This is a genomic window from Bifidobacterium longum subsp. longum JCM 1217 (assembly GCF_000196555.1).
Classification (GTDB): domain Bacteria; phylum Actinomycetota; class Actinomycetes; order Actinomycetales; family Bifidobacteriaceae; genus Bifidobacterium; species Bifidobacterium longum.
On the sequence record NC_015067.1, the window covers coordinates 99023 to 115946 of the forward strand.

The 16924-nt window shown below is 59.2% G+C and carries 13 protein-coding genes and 1 tRNA gene; 6 read left to right on the forward strand and 8 right to left on the reverse strand.

Going from position 1 to position 16924, the window contains the following annotated elements; genetic code table 11:
- Nucleotides 1–52: 52 nt before the first annotated feature.
- Nucleotides 53–466 carry a (deoxy)nucleoside triphosphate pyrophosphohydrolase gene (locus tag BLLJ_RS00395; RefSeq protein ID WP_007055916.1) on the reverse strand — a complete coding sequence of 138 codons (414 nt, stop codon included), beginning with the start codon at nt 464–466 and terminating at the stop codon, nt 53–55.
- Between the two features lie 1062 nt (nt 467–1528).
- On the opposite strand from BLLJ_RS00395, the gene BLLJ_RS00400 reads away from it, so the two are divergent.
- Both BLLJ_RS00400 and BLLJ_RS00405 read left to right on the forward strand, forming a co-directional pair.
- Complete coding sequence (locus tag BLLJ_RS00400) at nt 1529–1861, forward strand: putative heavy metal-binding protein (protein ID WP_007051681.1); 333 nt, start codon at nt 1529–1531, stop codon at nt 1859–1861.
- An 81-nt stretch (nt 1862–1942) separates the two neighbouring features.
- Nucleotides 1943–2407, forward strand: a complete 465-nt coding sequence (locus tag BLLJ_RS00405) for a GNAT family N-acetyltransferase (RefSeq protein WP_010081395.1) — start codon at nt 1943–1945, stop codon at nt 2405–2407.
- Nucleotides 2408–2487: 80 nt separating this feature from the next.
- Here BLLJ_RS00405 and trhA read toward each other — a convergent pair whose 3' ends face one another.
- The 4 genes from trhA to tgt all read right to left on the reverse strand — a co-directional run bounded on the left by trhA (nt 2488) and on the right by tgt (nt 5905).
- Entirely contained in the window at nt 2488–3345 is an 858-nt protein-coding gene (gene trhA / locus BLLJ_RS00410; RefSeq protein ID WP_012472051.1) for a PAQR family membrane homeostasis protein TrhA, read from the reverse strand.
- 103 nt (nt 3346–3448) lie between these two features.
- Nucleotides 3449–3685, reverse strand: coding sequence for a hypothetical protein (locus tag BLLJ_RS00415; RefSeq protein ID WP_013582311.1), 237 nt, complete (start codon nt 3683–3685; stop codon nt 3449–3451).
- Nucleotides 3686–4199: 514 nt separating this feature from the next.
- A tRNA-Leu gene (locus BLLJ_RS00425) sits at nt 4200–4285 on the reverse strand.
- 306 nt (nt 4286–4591) lie between these two features.
- Nucleotides 4592–5905, reverse strand: coding sequence for a tRNA guanosine(34) transglycosylase Tgt (gene tgt, locus BLLJ_RS00430; RefSeq protein WP_013582312.1), 1314 nt, complete (start codon nt 5903–5905; stop codon nt 4592–4594).
- A gap of 416 nt (nt 5906–6321) precedes the next feature.
- On the opposite strand from tgt, the gene BLLJ_RS00435 reads away from it, so the two are divergent.
- The 3 genes from BLLJ_RS00435 (at nt 6322) to BLLJ_RS00445 (ending at nt 12116) form a co-directional block, all read left to right on the forward strand.
- Nucleotides 6322–8358: a S1C family serine protease gene (locus BLLJ_RS00435; RefSeq protein ID WP_013582313.1), complete on the forward strand. Its 2037-nt coding sequence runs from the start codon at nt 6322–6324 to the stop codon at nt 8356–8358.
- A 411-nt stretch (nt 8359–8769) separates the two neighbouring features.
- Nucleotides 8770–10890 (forward strand): heavy metal translocating P-type ATPase, encoded by a 2121-nt coding sequence (locus BLLJ_RS00440; protein ID WP_013582314.1) that lies wholly within the window; start codon nt 8770–8772, stop codon nt 10888–10890.
- A 176-nt stretch (nt 10891–11066) separates the two neighbouring features.
- On the forward strand, nt 11067–12116 hold the full coding sequence (locus BLLJ_RS00445; RefSeq protein WP_007056828.1) for a LacI family DNA-binding transcriptional regulator: 1050 nt from the start codon (nt 11067–11069) through the stop codon (nt 12114–12116).
- Between the two features lie 5 nt (nt 12117–12121).
- On the opposite strand, the gene BLLJ_RS00450 is transcribed toward BLLJ_RS00445, so the two are convergent.
- Genes BLLJ_RS00450 through BLLJ_RS00460 form a run of 3 tightly spaced genes read right to left on the reverse strand, consistent with a single transcriptional unit; the run spans nt 12122 to nt 13753 of the window.
- Nucleotides 12122–12382 carry a Sec-independent protein translocase subunit TatA/TatB gene (locus tag BLLJ_RS00450; RefSeq protein ID WP_007056852.1) on the reverse strand — a complete coding sequence of 87 codons (261 nt, stop codon included), beginning with the start codon at nt 12380–12382 and terminating at the stop codon, nt 12122–12124.
- Between the two features lies 1 nt (nt 12383).
- Nucleotides 12384–13466: a twin-arginine translocase subunit TatC gene (gene tatC, locus BLLJ_RS00455; RefSeq protein WP_013582315.1), complete on the reverse strand. Its 1083-nt coding sequence runs from the start codon at nt 13464–13466 to the stop codon at nt 12384–12386.
- Complete coding sequence (locus BLLJ_RS00460; RefSeq protein ID WP_013410461.1) at nt 13463–13753, reverse strand: twin-arginine translocase TatA/TatE family subunit; 291 nt, start codon at nt 13751–13753, stop codon at nt 13463–13465. The genes tatC and BLLJ_RS00460 overlap by 4 nt, the downstream gene beginning before the upstream one ends.
- 679 nt (nt 13754–14432) lie before the next feature.
- On the opposite strand from BLLJ_RS00460, the gene BLLJ_RS00465 reads away from it, so the two are divergent.
- A complete protein-coding gene (locus BLLJ_RS00465; RefSeq protein ID WP_013410459.1) occupies nt 14433–16835 on the forward strand; it encodes a beta-L-arabinofuranosidase in 2403 nt (800 codons plus the stop codon).
- Nucleotides 16836–16924 lie beyond the last annotated feature (89 nt).

Consider the following 16924-nt stretch of genomic DNA (forward strand, 5'->3'; position numbering starts at 1 on the left):
TTCGAATTGTTTGTTGATGACTGCATGACTGCATGGCTGCGCTATGGCGCATTCATCGGAGCGTCAGCTGTTTGCTGGCGATAATCGCGACTGCTTCGCGATCTACCGGAGCCCAGTTCAATGTCGGCATATCGGCAGGATTCAGCCATCGGATATCAGTATGCTCGGTGAGATGCGGTGTGCCGGCGATGAGGTGACAGACGAATGTAGTGAGCCGTACGGTCCCAAAGTCGTAGGCGTATTCGCTGGTGCACACTTCTTCCGCGACTTCAACTTCGCATAACAGCTCTTCTTCGATTTCGCGGTGTAAAGCCTGCCGCGCTGTTTCATGAGGTTCGATTTTGCCGCCGGGGAATTCCCAGTATCCGGCCAACGACTTCCCCGGACCGCGTTGTGCACATAGTACGGTGCCGTTGGTGACGATTGCGGCTCCCACGACGTTAATGATTTTGCGTTCCGGATCCATGAACAACCAGGATACAACGCTTCAAGATCCACAAGCGATCCACGATCCTCGACAGTTTCGCAAGAACGATCCTGATTCAATCGGAACTACTGGAATCGCAGTGTTCTAGGGCATTTGTGGAACGAAAAGAAAGGCTGATCAATGGTGAATGAACGGCAGACCGATACGTGTGCGGACGTGATGTACAGGCGTGAACGGCAGAGAGGCTGTGGCGAAGCAGGGCTGGACTTCGCCCCTTTCATTCCCTCACAGGATGAAGTTGATCAGCAGATGAGCGCATTGGATGACAAGCTTGTGTCCAAGGCTCAGGAACAATACGCGAACCGAGAAATCTATCCTTTGGACGAGTGCTATCAGTTGGACGGGTCGACGTTTATCTCAGCCGAGGCGTTTGAAGAGATTCTTGGCGACGAGCAAACGCATTATATGGCTTGGAAAAACGGCTGTATTGATAAGCTGTCCATTGATTATTGGGAGATGCCGGATGTGATGGCCTATCTTGTGGAGCGCAGCATTGCGGAAGGTGACGGCGGTGAATGCTGTTATACGGATGCTCAGCCGATTGATTATGCGGAAGATTGTGCGTACTCGCCCAGCGAGATGTTGGAGTGCTTAGGCGCCAATTGGCAAGAGCAGGGTGTTGCCGATGATGGTTTGAGTTACGCGTTGTACGGGCACCCGAATATCAATGTCGAGAACGTGTCCGGTTCGATGATGGTCGTATCGACGGAGCAGCCTGGGCTTTCGGTGATGGTTGATTATCGCAGCGGAATTTGGGTGGTCCAGCCGTTTGCCCATGACGAGTCATTTGGGTCTGCGATTCAGTTTGGTGAGCGGCTTGCGCCCGTTGAGGCTGGCCTTTTGCGGCCCAATGTCTATCAGCATTTTTTGGAGGCGAAACATGCGTTTGATTACGCAATCGCGTGGATTGAAGATGTTGGGGAAGGCGCTCTCGACTATTGTGGTAGCCAAGAGAAGCGATCCGTTTCCGAGGTGAGATTCGGGAGCGATCCGACTCTCGGCAGTGATTCATCTACGCAGACAAGCCAAAGGAGCCTCGCCATGATTCTCGTCACCACCACCCCGTCCGTCGACGGATACACCATCACCAACTACCAGGGCATCGTCTTCGGCGAAGTGGTATCCGGTGTGAACATGTTCAAGGATCTTGGCGCGGGCCTGCGCAACATGTTCGGCGGCCGCAGCCAGGGCTATGAGGAGGAGCTGATGCGCGCCCGCAACGAGGCCATCGCCGAGATGCAGCAGCGCGCGGAGGCGATGGGGGCGCACGCCGTGGTCGGCGTGGACATCGACTACGAGGTGCTCGGCGCCGACAACGGCATGCTGATGGTCACCGCGTCCGGCACCGCCGTGCAGATCGCGCGTACGGCCTGAGTCCATCGAGCACAGCCTGGGCCCGGACTCGTCCATCGAGCCGGGCTTTGTCGGTTATCGTGACGCATTGCACTGACGCTCATGACCATACGAATCGAAGCATACGACCGGCTGCCCGACGCGGCCCGCGCCATACGCGAGCAGGTGTTCATCCGCGAACGCGACTGGCGGCCGGAATTCGATGAATGGGATGCCGCGTCCGCGCATCTGCTGGCGTTCGATTCGGTCGATTCGCCCGATCGCCCCGGCCCGTCCGCGCAATCGGCCTCGCCTATTCAGTCCGGCCAGCCCGACCAACCCGGGCGATACATCATCGCGCGACTGGCGGTGCTGCCCGAGGCGCAAGGCAGGCACATCGGCTCGCGGCTGCTGGCCGACGCCGAACGCCGCATCGCGCAAGCCGGCGGAGCCATGGCCGCCGTGCACTCGGAAAACGACCACTACAAGTTCTACGAACAGCGCGGCTACCGGCTCACTGACGAGGTCTATGAAGGCGGTCGTCACGGCTGGCTGGTCAAGGACTTGATTCTTGGCTCCGAGAATTAAGGGCCGCTGTCTGTCCCGCGCCGTGTTCAAATCGCTGCAATACAGCGAGTTCGAAGCATCCTGTATGAATTGCTGGACGACTACAGCGCGCAGACAATCAGATAAATCGCCACGACGTGGCAGGCGTACCCGATGACCGTGCCCAAGTGAAACACCTCGTGGAACTCGAACCAGCCGAGAACGGGGTTCGGCTTGCGCAGCGCGAAGCATACAGCGCCGGCGATATACGCGGCGCCTCCGCATGCGATGAGTATGGTCGCAGCCGGACCCACTGCGGGAGCCGTCCATAGCTGCGGAATAAGCGTCACCGGCGCCAATCCCAGCACAACATACACAGTGGTGAACACCCAGTTCGGGGTGCGCAGCCAGACGATATGCAGTATCGTGCCGATCGCCGCGGTCACCCAAATCACCGTGAGATATGGCCGGCGAATCGCCGGGCTGAGCGCGAACAGCACGGGTGTGTTGGTGCCGGCGATGATGAGGAAGATGTTCGAATAATCGATGCCGCACAGTACGCGAGTCACCTTCGCGCTGCGCCACGGCACGACGTGCAGCAGCGCGCTGTTGCCGAACAGCAGCATGGCCGAGGCACCGTACACTGCGCAGGCCGCTTTGACCGAGCCGGCCGGCGCGATGCAGATGAGTACGATGGACGCCGCGATGCACAGCGGCAGGGTGGCGAGGTGAAGCCATCCGCGCAGTCGCGGCTTGCGATTGCCGAATGCATCCACGGGGACGATCTGGCGCTTGATCGCCTTCAGTGCGGCCTTGGCTTGGCGGTAGCGCGATTGCGCGGCCCTGTATCGGGCCGATGCACGGTCCAGTGCGGTGGGGTTGGCGCTTGCGCTGGATTTTTGACTCGCGGTTGCGGAAGGCGCAACTGTTGCGGCGGAAGCCATGGTTCGTCCAGATGGCGTGCTGATGGAAACGCTCATACTGATCACCTCGCTATGGCCGGCGACGCTCTCCCGACCACTAACCTACGCTACCGTAACCTAGTATAGGCCCGCGCAATAATCAAGGTTGATTTCGTAATGCTTACAGTTCTTCCGTGGTGTGGTATTCGGTGGTGCGGTTGCGGAATACATCGCCGAGTCTGTGAACTCGTATTATGCGTGTCTGCTGGGTCCGACTTGTGTCGGTTCCTGATTTCGGATTGCTGCGAATGATGCGCCCGACGCCGCCCCGCCAGTTGCCGGATTCGTACGGCTCGGCCGTTCGGCCGAGCTGGTCGTCGGTGACTCCAGATACTTCGTTGGTTTCGTCTCGGTTCATGATGTTATGTAATGCTAGTTTATGGCGGATGGAAAGTTGAGGAAAGTTAAATCTGCTTCATGGGCTTCTCTCTGATCTGTATTTGTCCCGGTTCATATGTCAATCGTTTGACCTGTCGACCGGGGCAGAATCCGCTGTCCCGGTCGGCGATTTCGGCTTGTTTTCGTGAACCGGGACACTCCGGTTTCCTCAACTCATATCGTCTGGCAGACGGAATCGGCGGAATAAGGCCGATTCTGGAATTGGCACGTTGTCCCGGTTTTCGCATAAATCGATTGACATTTATACCGGGGCAACAAAAATTGTCCCGGTTTGCAAAGATCGCCCGAAATCGCGAACCGGGACAGCGGATTCTGGCCTGGCTTGAACGTCAAACGATTGATGCAGGTACCGGGACATTTTCCGCCACGAAAGTTGGGCCATAAGTCTCAAGTCCTAAGCCCCCCCTGAAAAACGGCGCTTGCCCGAACAAAGCAAAAGGGCTGGAACCTTCCGATTCCAGCCCTTTAGTTGCTGGTGCGAGTGGGGGGAGTTGAACCCCCACGAGCATACACTCACTGCCACCTGAAGACAGCGCGTCTACCATTCCGCCACACTCGCAGACAATCGACTAACTTACACCCGGCTGGGTAATCATGCAATCTTCGGCGTGTCGCATGGGAGGCAGGGATATATCGCTTGTGGGTCTCCTGCGGGCGCCGTGATCTTTGAGGGTGGCGGCACTCCCCTCAGTCACTTCGTGACAGCTCGTCCGCAATTAAGGACGGGCCTTGCCTGCAACCTGCTGGTTCGACTATCGTCTCACCTTCGACTACAAACAGCCCACTGGGCTGTTTGTTTAACGTCTCAGCCTCAGCGAGGGGAGCAGAGAGAAGTTCGGCACAAGCCGCAACGAAGGAGAAAAACTCACAACCCTGGCCGGCGCTCGCCGTTGCCGTAGAAGTGGGCCAACGCTTCGTCGCGGAACTCATCAAAGTATCCGCCGTCGATCGAGGCGCGGATGTCGTCCAGCAGCTTCACGAAGAAATGCTCGTTGTGAATCGTGGCCAACGTGAAGCCGTTGAATTCGCGTGCGCGAAGCAGGTGGTCGACGTATGCGCGCGAGTAGTGACGGCACGTGTAGCAGTCGCACCCTTCCTCCAGCGGCCCGAAATCGAACTTGTGCTGGGCGCGCTTGATGTTGTACCGGCCGGCGCGCGTGTAGATCGCGCCGTTGCGGGCGCAGCGCGCGGGGGCCACGCAGTCGAAGGTGTCGCCGCCGTTCTCCACGCACGCGAAGATATCGTCCACGGAGGCGATGCCCAGCACATGGCGCGGCCGGCTCTCCGGCATCGCGTCGCAGATCCAGGCGCAAGTGTCGCCGATGACGCGTTTCTCGATCGCGCCGCCGATTCCCACGCCGTCGAAGTCCAGAGAGGCGATTTGCGAGGCCGCACGTCGGCGCAGATCCTCGTAATTCGCGCCCTGCACCACGCCATACAAGGCCTGATAGGGCTTGCCCAGCCGCTCAGCCGTCAGCCGCTGGTGCTCGTCCACGCATCGGCGGGCCCAGCGGAAGGTGCGCTCCACCGAGTCCTCCTGGTAGGAGCGGGTGTTCATCAGCGTGGTGAGTTCGTCGAACGCGAACATGATGTCTGCGCCGATTTTGTGCTGGATGCCCATCGAAATCTCAGCGGAGAAACGATGTGCGTCACCATTCAAAGGCGACTTGAACGTCACGCCGTCCTCATCCACCCAGGCCATGCGCTCCTTGCCCTTGGCGATGATGTCGTCCGACTTCATGCCGGTCACGTCCATTGCCAGCGTCTTCTTGAAGCCGACGCCCAGCGACATCACTTGGAAACCGCCAGAATCGGTGAACGTGGGCCCATCCCAGTTCATGAAACGCGCCAAGCCGCCGGCCGCGTCCAGCACGTCCTCGCCCGGGCGCTCGAACAGGTGGAAGGCGTTGGCCAGCAGGCACTGTGCGCCTAGATCCTTCATCTGCTCGGGCAACACGGCCTTCATCGCGGCTTGCGTGCCCACCGGCACGAAGGCAGGCGTGCGAATATCGCCGTGGGGCGTGTGAATGATGCCGGTGCGGCCGTATCGGGCACCGTCTCGCCCAAGCCCGCTGGCCGTGGATGGCAGGCGGGTGATCGTTTCGAAATGGAAGGCGCTGCGGTCGCCGGGCTGTCCGGGCTGTGCGCCCAACGGATGTTCAAGAAGGCTGATCGTCATATGTTCACTTTAGGCAGAAGGGCCAGAAAAGGGCCGGAAATTGTGAAGAACTCGGTTTCGAGGGGCGGATTTCGCCGCTCCCGAACGTCTACTTCCGCTTCAAGGGGTTCCCGGTCAAGTAGGCCGGCTGCAAAAATGGCGGAATGGCGTTAAATGAGGGCCCTTGATACTCGGAATTGACCGCGCGAACAGCCCCTTGAAGTGCAAGTAGATGTTCCCGAAACAGGAAATCAGCCCCTCGAAGCCGAGATGCCCATAAGACTCTGCGATGATTACGCATAGACTTTCAATCAACGTTCAGAAAACCTCCAGATTGACTGCCTTTACTACTGAGGTAGCACACGAGAAGTGGCAATGGGCAAGTGCCCGAATAGCCGCCGAACAGACGTGATAGGAATTTAGGAAAAGGAGCAGCAATGGCTGACGAATTTAACCCGCAGGGCGTCGACCAGACCCCGCGGAATAACGAAAACCCCAATAGTACTGCCGATACCGGCAACGCCGAGCCGAAGAACCCGTTTGTGGGTGGCGACTCGGTTGATGCCGGCAACGCCAGCGATTCCAGCGAGCAGCAAGCCCCGGTTTCCTCGGCCGCCCTCGCTGCCGATCAGCAGCCTACGCAAGCCGCTACCGACACTGCCGCCACCGAGCCCATCCCGGACTACGCCTCCGCCAAGGGCGAGAGCACGGTGGTCTCCTCCTCGCCGGCTTCTCCGGCAGCGCCGGCCGCAGACCAGACCTCGGCCACAACTCCGCTGTACCGCCCGGCCCCGGAATACGGCGCTTATGGGCCGACCCCGACTCAGGCACAGGGCCAGCAGGGCGGCCAGGCCGGCAACAATGCCCAGCCCACGCAGCAATTCCCGTTCGGCCAGCCTGCACAGCAAACCCCACAGGGCCAGCAGGGCAACCGCAACCCCTACTACACCAATAACCCGCAGCCGCAGGGTAACGGCAATCCGTTCAATCCGCCCACGCAGCCGCAGCAGAACAACGGCAACCCGTTTGCCAGCCAGTCCGGTCAGAATGGCCAGAATGGCCAGCAGCCCCAGCAGGGCGGTCTGTTCGGTTTCGGCGTTCCCGGTACCGGTACGCCGAACGGTCAAGGTCCGACCCAGCCGGGACAGCCCGGTCAGCCCGGTCAGCCCGGCCCCGCCAAGCAGGGCATGTCCAAGACGGCGAGCAACATCCTCATCGCCGTGGTCGCCGCCGTTCTGGCTGCGGCCCTCTGCCTGGGCCTCGGCTACGGTGCCCTCACCAGCGGCCTGATCACCTTGCCGACCAGCAACTCGCTTACCAACGTCAGCTCGAATAAGTCCGGCTCCGGGTCCGCCACCGCCAAGAGCGGCGAAGCCCCCGACTGGCAGACTGTCGCCAGCGATGTCTCCGGCTCCGTGGTCTCCATCCAGACCGCGTTGAGCAACGGCACCGCCAAGGGCTCCGGTGCCATCATCGACACCGAAGGCCACATCATCACCAACAACCACGTGATCTCCGGTGCCCAGCAGATTCAGGTGACGCTTGCCAACGGCAACATGTATTCCGCCACGCTCGTCGGCACTGACGCCACCACCGATCTTGCGGTCATCAAGCTCGACAACCCGCCGAGCGACCTCAAGGCCGTGGAATTCGCCGATTCCGACAAGCTCGCCGTCGGCGAGAACGTGATGGCCATCGGCAACCCGCTCGGCTACGACGACACCGCCACCACCGGTATCGTCTCCGCCCTGAACCGCCCGGTGACCGTGACCGACGACAACAACAACGAGATCGTCACCAACGCCGTCCAGATCGACGCGGCCATCAACCCCGGCAACTCCGGCGGCCCGACCTTCAACGCGGCCGGCCAGGTGATCGGCATCAACTCCTCGATCGCCTCCACCGCCACCTCCTCCGACTCCGCCGGCTCCATCGGCATCGGCTTCGCCATCCCGTCCAACCTCGTCAAGCGTGTGGCCGACGAAATCATCAAGGACGGCAAGGTCAAGCACGTTGCCCTCGGCGTGGTCATCAAGTCCGACACGGTTGAAGCCGACGGCGTGACCCGCGGCGGCGCGACCATCACCAAGTCCAGCGCCACCGGCAGCGCGGTCGTCTCCGGCGGCCCGGCCGACAAGGCCGGCCTTAAGGAGGGCGACACCATCGTGGCCTTCAACGGCAACGCCGTGAACAACAACTACTCGCTGCTTGGTTACGTTCGTGCCGCGGCTTTGGGAGACAAGGTGACGCTGACCATCGTGCGCGACGGCAAGACCATGAATGTGGACGTGACGCTCGATCAGGAGGAGTCGTCGGTGAACGGTTCGTCCGGCTCCGATTCCAACGGCAACAGCCAGAATAACCAGAACAACCAGAACGGCAATGGCCAGAACGGTTACGGTAATGGCAATGGCAACAGCGATGGCGGCACCGGTGACGGCGGCGGCTTCTCCGACCCGTTCGGCCTGTGGTAAAGCCGACTCGACAACGTCACACGGTGTTGAGCGGTAACCGCTGAACACCGTGTCGGACAAGCAAAGGCCCGTGACAGTGAGCAAACTCCTGCCACGGGCCTTTCGTATGCGCGATTGTGCCCCGCGCCCATGCCGCCAACGCAGTTTCGATATCCGGCATGTCGCGCAACGCTCGTTGATAGGGTAGGCCAAGCACTGAGTTCGGGCGACGTCCTGAACACAGCGCATAATTCAATACAAAACTGAATACATTTCTTTACGCCGTGTATCGGAAGGTTGCGCGGGAGCCGAGCAAAGCGAAGCCCCAGGCAAAGCCGCCGGTGGGTTAACAAGGCGTGACCGTAGCGCCGATTGCGCGGGCCACGCTTGCCGTACCGCAATCGACTCCGTATACGAGCGTAAGGAGCAATGATGAGCAGACTCATCAGATTCTTCACCAAAATTCTCGACATCTGCAAGCTTGTGCCGATGCTTCCGGTCGTCGTCATCGCCGCAATTCCGTTGGCTTTACTGGGCGATTGGCGTCCGTGGGGCAATGCGATGGCGATTCCGGTACTCGGCAATCCGGGTTTCGGCCAGTGGCTGGTTATCGCACTGGTGCTGGTTATTGTGATTGACACTGTGCGCGGCATGATTGACGATTTGCGTCATGGGCAGGTTGGAGTCGATGTGCTGGCCGTGGTCGCGATCCTCTCCACCGTGGCCGTCGCCGAATACTGGGCAAGTTGGGCGGTGACGCTGATGATCACGTCCGGCGAGGCCATTGAGGAATACGCCCAAGCCAAGGCCGAGCGCAGTCTGACCGCGCTTATGGAAGCCGCGCCGCAAACCGCGCACGTCGTCAACCTGCCTGGCGTGGGGCGTGGGTTTGCTGCCGATAAGGGCGATTCGTCCGATGGCTTCCGGCGCGTGGGCTCGGCATCGGCTGCCGCCGCCGCGCACCGCTTCGACACGGTGCCGGTCGAGCAGGTGCAGCTGGGCGACGTACTCATGGTGTTGCCGGGCGAAACTGTGCCGGTTGACGGCGAACTGCTGTCCGGCACGGCCACGCTCGACCTGAGCAATATCAACGGTGAGCCGGTGCCGCGTGAAGTGTTCGCCGGCGCCCGCGTGATGTCCGGCGCGGTGAACGGCTCGACTGCATTGACCATGCGCGCCACCCAGGTGGCCGCCGATTCGCAGTACCAGCGCATCCTCGAGCTCGTGGCCTCCGCGCAGGAGTCGCGCCCGGCCGTGGTAAAAACCGCCGACCGCTTGGCTGTGCCCTTTACCGTGCTCTCGCTGGTGATTGCCGGCGTCGCATGGGCGGTGTCCGGGGTGCCGACGCGATTCGCCCAGGTGCTGGTGCTGGCCACGCCCTGCCCGCTGCTCATCGCCGCACCGGTGGCATACATCGCCGGAACCGGACGCCTCGCCGCAGCCGGCGTGCTTATCAAAGCGCAGGACGTGCTGGAAAATCTCGGCCGCGTCACGCAGGTGTTCTTCGACAAAACCGGTACGCTCACCGTCAAGCAGCCGCAGGTGGTGCGCGTCGAGATGTTGCCCGGCGCTGCAACCCGTCTCAACGAAGACCATGTGCTGATGATGGCCGGCGCGGTGGAAAGCTACTCGGTGCACATCCTGTCCAAAGGTATCGCCAAGGCCGGCGCGGAGGCGCTGGCCGGACTGCGCCAGCGGTTCGAGGATGGTCAGCGCCTATGCCCCGAGCCGGAGGCCAGCTGGCCCGGCCATGGACGGGAGTATCCGGTCGTCAAGAACATCAATGAAGACGCCGGCAAAGGCGTTTCCGGCGAGGTGAACGGCCACGCGGTGCGCGTTGGCCGGCTGTCTTTCGCGGCCGCCGGGGAGGATGGATTCTTGGCGGTCGGCGAGGCTGTTCCCAGTCGGTCTGAGGATGACCTGCGCACACGATTTGGGCTGCTTCAGCCGGACGAAATGGCGTCGTATGTGTCTGTTGATGGTCAGCTGATCGCGCGCATTGTGCTGCGCGACGTACCGCGTGCCAACGCCAAGGCAGTGCTCGCCAAACTGCATGAGTTGGGCGTCACCGAGCTCGCCATGCTTACCGGTGACAAGCGGGCTTCCGCCAATATCATTGCCAGCGAAGTCGGCATTGACGAGGTTCACGCCGAACTGTTCCCGGAGGATAAGGTAGCCGCAGTCAAGGCCGCTACAGGAGCCGGCAAAACCGTCACGATGATGGTTGGTGACGGTGTGAATGATGCCCCGGTGCTCGCTGTTGCCGATATCGGCGTGGCCATGACCGATGGCACGTCCACCGCCGCTTCCGAAAGCGCTCAGGTGGTCATTATGAATGACAATATCGCCGCCGTGCCGCGCGCCATCGCCATTGCACGCCGCACCAAGCGCGTGATGCTTCAAGCCGTAATCGCGGGCCTTGTGCTTGCCGCCATCGGTATGATCGCCGCCGCGTTCAACCTCATTCCAGTGGTCGTCGGAGCCTTCCTCCAGGAAGCCATCGACGTGGTGAGCATCCTCTGGGCTCTCACTGCTCTGATTGATCGGGATTGATTAAGATAAACCGGAATTGATTGGAGCCGCATCCGGATTATGTGCAATATAACAAGTTGATATCAATATTTTGTGTGTGCTTACCGGATGCGGGCGCCGTAGGTGGCAGTCTATTAGACTAAAGGCTGTTTGCAGCATCATTTAGGGGCATTGAGGCCCTTGCCAGAGGAGTCGATATGTCAGAGGGTGAGGAAGAGCTCAATGTGGGCGCAGTCCGTTTGGAGGAAGTGGCATCGGCGGCTAATGTATCGCTGTCCACTGCGTCCAAGGCCTTGCGTGGAAAGCCTCACGTCAGCGAGAAAACCCGTATTCGAGTGATTGATGCTGCGCAGAGGTTGGGCTATAGCGCTGCAGAAGCTATGGCATCGATGGCAAGGTTAAGCGTCAGGGATTCTCACGGCGTGCAGGATTTTCGCGTTGGCATCATTGGCGTTGATATGAAAGGCGTCTTTTCCCCGACCATTCTTATTGGAGCGGAGAATGCGTTTCAAGCGCGCTCAGCCGCAGCGCTGCTGTTCAATGCGTCAGGCAATGAGGCATTGTTCCACAGTGGTATTGAACGAATGTTGGTGCAAGGAGTGTCGGGACTGTTGATTATCAGCAGGCGTACGGATCCGGTGCCATACTACGTGGATTCTCCGGTACCTGTGGTCTACGCCTATGGCCCGTCCCGTGATCCCGATGATTGTTCCGTGGCACAAGACAATGTGGAATCAGGGTGTTTGGCCGTTCGCCACCTTCTTTCCTGCGGGCGCACTCGTATTGCGATTATTGCTGGCGACTCCGAGTACTCGGTTGCACATGAACGGATGCGGGGTGCGCTCAAGGCCTTGCATGATGCTGGATTACAGTTGGTTGGCGAAGCGCGGTTCGGTTCATGGGAAGCGGAATGGGGGCGCGCCGCTGCCCGTCTGCTGCTCAATGACGGTGCTGCATTCGACGCAGTGATATGCCAAAACGATGTGTTGGCTCGTGGCTGCATCGAGGAATTGGAACGTAGCGGATGTCGCGTGCCGCAAGACGTAGCGGTTATCGGGCACGACAACAGTCCGGATTATGTGTCGTACGCGCATCCGTTGCTTACTTCTATTGATGACAACAACGAAATGCTGGGGCGTCAAGCTGCCCTATGTCTACTGGATGCGATTGCGGGGCATCCTCACCATGGTGTGGAGCGTGTGCCGGTGAAGCTAATCCAACGCGAGTCAACGTTGCCGTTGGATTGATAACGTCACCGGATAGGCGGCAGCAGCCGGTTTACATCTTGCGTGGCATCATCCAGACCTTTGCGAATATCATTGATGCCGGAATCCCGTACAAGGCCGTGAACGTCGATGTTGCTTTGTTCGCTCAACGCTTGGCCGCGTACGCGCATGCTATGGATAAATCGTCCGGCCTTGCGTGCGTAGTCGGGCAGCTTGTCGGGGCCTACCAGCACTAAAGTGATGACAAGAATCACCATGAGTTCCGTGCCCGAAATGCCGAACAACATATTATTCTCCTTCTGCAGTTATTGTTGCAGGGGCTTCCTGTTTGCCGGTGCGCTTGGCTTTGCGCGCCGCGCGAAATGGTAACGCGGCGCGCATTTTATGTAAAAGTTTGAGAAGTTTGGGTTCTTCGCCCGCCGCGCGCATGACTTTCCATAGCTGGATGTGCTCGTATACTGCGCATACGGCTATGGCTGCGAAATAGATTGCGATGATGGGCAAGGCGAGTGCACATAATGTGCCTGGGTCGCCGGTTGGCGTGGCCACGGCCGCGAAGATAAACGCTATGACCGTTGCGAGACGCCACTGCTTCAACCATGTTCGTGTTTCGACCGCATTCATCATCGTCAATGCCACCATGACTGCGGGTAGCAGGAATGAGAGGCCGAAAGCGACTGTCATGCGCAGAATGAAATCAAAATAGACGTCGGCGCTGAGCAATGTGGCGGTGTTTGCGGGGGCAAAGCCGGTAAGGATCGCCACCGCTTGGGGCAGCAGATACCATGCCAGTCCGGCTCCGGTGAGGAACAGCGGCACTGAGGCTCCGATGAATGCAACCGCGGTCCGGCGCTCTTTGCGCTTCAACCCTGGATTAATGAATGCCCACACTTGGTATGACCACCACGGGCAGGAGGCCGTCAGACCAAGGAAGAACGCAATCTCCAGCTTTACGTTGAATGCGGAGACCACGCCATTGAATGTGATGCTCATCAGTCCCTGTTGCTGCCCGGCCGCCGTCAGGAACGGCTGTTGCAGGATACGAAACACCTGATCGCTGAACATCCATCCCACCATCGACATGATGATGATGCCGGCAATGGCCCGAACAAAGCGTTTGCGAAATTCGACAAGATGATCGGCCAGAGGCATCACCGCATCGGGGTTGCGAGGCTTGCGCGTTTTGGACTTGCGCCCTACACCCCGCTTCCACCGGCGTGTAGGGCGTTGCGCACCCGCGCTGGCCTGCTGCGTGGCCTCGTGTGAGTGATCGATGAGATCGTCGAGGTCAAGATGTGTATCCCGATCGCCGGGATGCATCGCCGGTGCAAGGGGTGCCGGAAGCGCAGGGTTTCCGGGAACCGTGCTCATCGCTGTTCGGCTCCGGTTGCTGTAGTCGGGGCGGCGGTGGCGTTCATCGTGACGGCTTGGGGTACGGCGGGAGCGGGAGCCGGTGCTGCCGCCGGAGCTGGGGCAGGGGCGTCGCTGACTGTATTGACGGTTTGTTGTGTTGCCGGGTCATCGGTCTTGGTCTCGGCACGGAAAATCTTCATCGATTGGCCAATGCTTTTGGCTAGCTCAGGGAGCTTCTTCGCGCCAAACAGCAGCACGATGATAAGTAGAATGATAATGAGCTCGGTGGGGCGAAGATTAGGCATGATAGTATGTCCTTCCAATTTCTGTGTTGTGACAGGGGAAGGGTATACCTCATTAACGCACCAATTTATCAGTATAGCGAGGAATGGTGTGTTGTTCAAGTTGAAGTGCGGTGTTGCGTTTGAGCTGCTTGTGAGAGTTGCTCGGGAACATGTTAATTTGAATGCATTTACTGTGTTATTGGTGAGCATATGTGTTTGGGTTCGTTGGTTTTCGCAAGAGGAAAACAAAAGGAAAATTACGAAAATAGCATGGCTGGAAATGCTGATAAAGACTGATTTTCATTGGTATTGTGCGCTACGAAAACCAGAGAAAAAATGAGTGAGTCGCTTTCTTTGACGCATGGTGAGAATCGTCTGTTTGAGTTATTGTGAACGCGCACAACGAAGACAAGCGGCATGGAGGGCGCGCAAAAACTCGAATAATCGCATATGGTAACTGTTTGCTTTACCGTCATCTCTCCCATACATACATGACGACGGGGACGCACCACAATGATGTGATGGTAAAACGGGCAGTACCAGACGATTCCGAGTATGTGTGTGCCATCCACTGACGCATCTTACCTGCGTCGTCGGGCCATTGAATGGATTAAGTGCATTGAATGGTTGCGAATGCGGCAGAGTGTCTTCGTCCGTCATGCCTCGCAATGAACGCGCGGCAGTCCAACGAAGGAGCAAGATGAGTTCAACGGAAGCAACAAACGGCATCTCTCGCCGTGCTGTGCTCGCAGGCGCGGCCGCCATCGGCGGCACCATCGCCGTGGCGAGTGCATTGGGTACAGGAGTGACAACGGTGCAGGCAGCGCCATCCGTCGCTGGCACGGCAGGTGCAACGGGCGCGAACGGCGCGGGCGGCGTGGCCGTTCCCGCAGCGCAGCGCACCACGAAAAGCGCGAAGACCATTACCGACGCGCCCGCTCTGCCGGGCTGGAAGGTAGCTCCGTTCCCTCTGCGGAACGTCGCCATCACCTCGAACAGCGTGTTCGATCGTGCCAAGGAAGGGATGCTCGACTATGCACGCAACTATCCGGTAGACCGCTGGCTGGTTTGCTTCCGTGCGCAGGCGAACCTGCTGCCTAAGGACAACACGACGCAGCCTTCCGGTGGCTGGGAGAACTTCCCCAGCGGCTCGCTAGACAAGGCTGTTGAACAGCAATGGGGCGATGCCGAATACACGCGTGGCCAGAACAAGAACGGTGCTGATGGTCTGTTGCGCGGCCACTTTGCCGGACATGCATTGCACATGCTCTCCCAAGCGTATGCCGAAACGGGGGAGGAAGCGATTCTCAACAAGATCAACGAGTTCGTCTCCGGCCTGAAGGAATGCCGAGATTCCCTGCGCGAGATGAAGTATAACGGCAAAGCCCGCTACAGCCACCCCGGCTTCCTTGCCGCCTATGGCGAGTGGCAGTTCAAGGCATTGGAGGAATATGCTCCCTATGGCGAGATTTGGGCACCGTGGTACACGGAGCACAAGATTCTTGCCGGTCTGATTGCCGCTTACGAGTTTGCCGGTAATGCCGACGCGCTCGACCTGGCTGAAGGCATCGGACATTGGACCTATGCGCGTCTGAGCAAATGCACCAAAACCCAGCTGCAGAAGATGTGGGACATCTACATCGGTGGTGAATACGGCGGCATGAATGATTCGCTGGTGGATTTGTACAACGTCTCCAAGGACAAGGACCGTAGCGAATTTCTTAAGGCCTCCGCATTTTTCGACACTGACAAGCTCATTGACAACTGTGGTGCTGGTGTCGATATCCTCAACAACTTGCACGCCAACCAGCACATTCCACAGTTCGTCGGTTACGCCAAAGACGCGGCCATGGGCGACGCGGATATCGATGCTGATGCTCGTGCGCGTTATCTCAAGGCCGTTGAGGGGTACTGGGGCATGATTGTGCCCGGCCGTATGTATGCTCACGGTGGTACTGGCGAAGGCGAGATGTGGGGGCCGGCACATACTGTGGCCGGCGATATCGGCAAGCGCAACGCGGAATCCTGCGCGGCATACAACATGCTCAAGGTGGCTCGCTATCTGTTCTTTATCGAACAAAAACCTGCCTACATGGACTATTATGAGCGCACGATTCTCAACCATATTCTCGGAGGTAAGTCCCGTGACCTCGATTCCGGCACGGCCCTCACGCCGGGCAACTGCTACATGTACCCAGTGAATCCGGCTACGCAGAAGGAATATGGTGATGGCAACATCGGCACTTGCTGTGGCGGCACCGCTCTGGAAAGCCACTCGAAGTACCAGGATTCCATCTACTTCCACTCGACGGACAACAAGGAACTGTACGTCAATCTGTTCACAGCTTCCACACTCGACTGGACCGACACCGGCCTGAAGCTCGCACAGGAAACCAACTATCCGGAGGAGGAGACCTCGACGATTTCCATTACGGCCGCGCCGAAGAGCGCCGTCACCTTCCGCATCCGCATCCCCGCGTGGAGCAAAGGTGCGAAGATCGAGGTGAACGGCAAGGCTATAGATGGCGTCACCGCTGGCGAATACGCCACCGTGGCCGGCAGCTGGAAGGTCGGGGACAAGATCGTCGTCACCATCCCGCTGCAGCTGCGCACCGAGTCGACTGATGACCGCAAGGACATCCAGACGCTGTTCTACGGTCCCACGGTGCTCAACGCGCTCAACCCATCCACCAAGTTCATCCAACGCGGCTTCTACGAGCGCAACGGCTTGGATGGCACCATCAAACTGGGCGTACAGAAGAAGGAAGGCACGAAGAACTACTTCATCATTGACGGCGACGAGTTCGAGCCCGCCTACAACGGCGACAACACCCCGTACCACATGTACTTCCAGCGCAAGGACGAGTATGTGGGCTTCGCAGGCAAGCTCACCGATGTGCTGAACCCGAAGCGCCCGGCTGCACAGGACCGTAGCGAGAGCACGCTGATGGATGACATCTGGGCGGGCGCGCCGTTCAAGGACCGTGCCGCCTTCATCAAGAAGGTGCAGGAGGTCACGAAGACCTATCAAGACGAGGGGCTGCTTTCCAGTCGTGATCGTCAGGTGGTTCTGCTTGCCTCCGCTCGCGCCAAGATGAGCTGACGTTTTCCTGCGACCAAACCGTCTCCCGTAGTGCACGACACGGCGGGAGATGAGTGATACAAACCATAACGCCTAACAGAAAGAATATT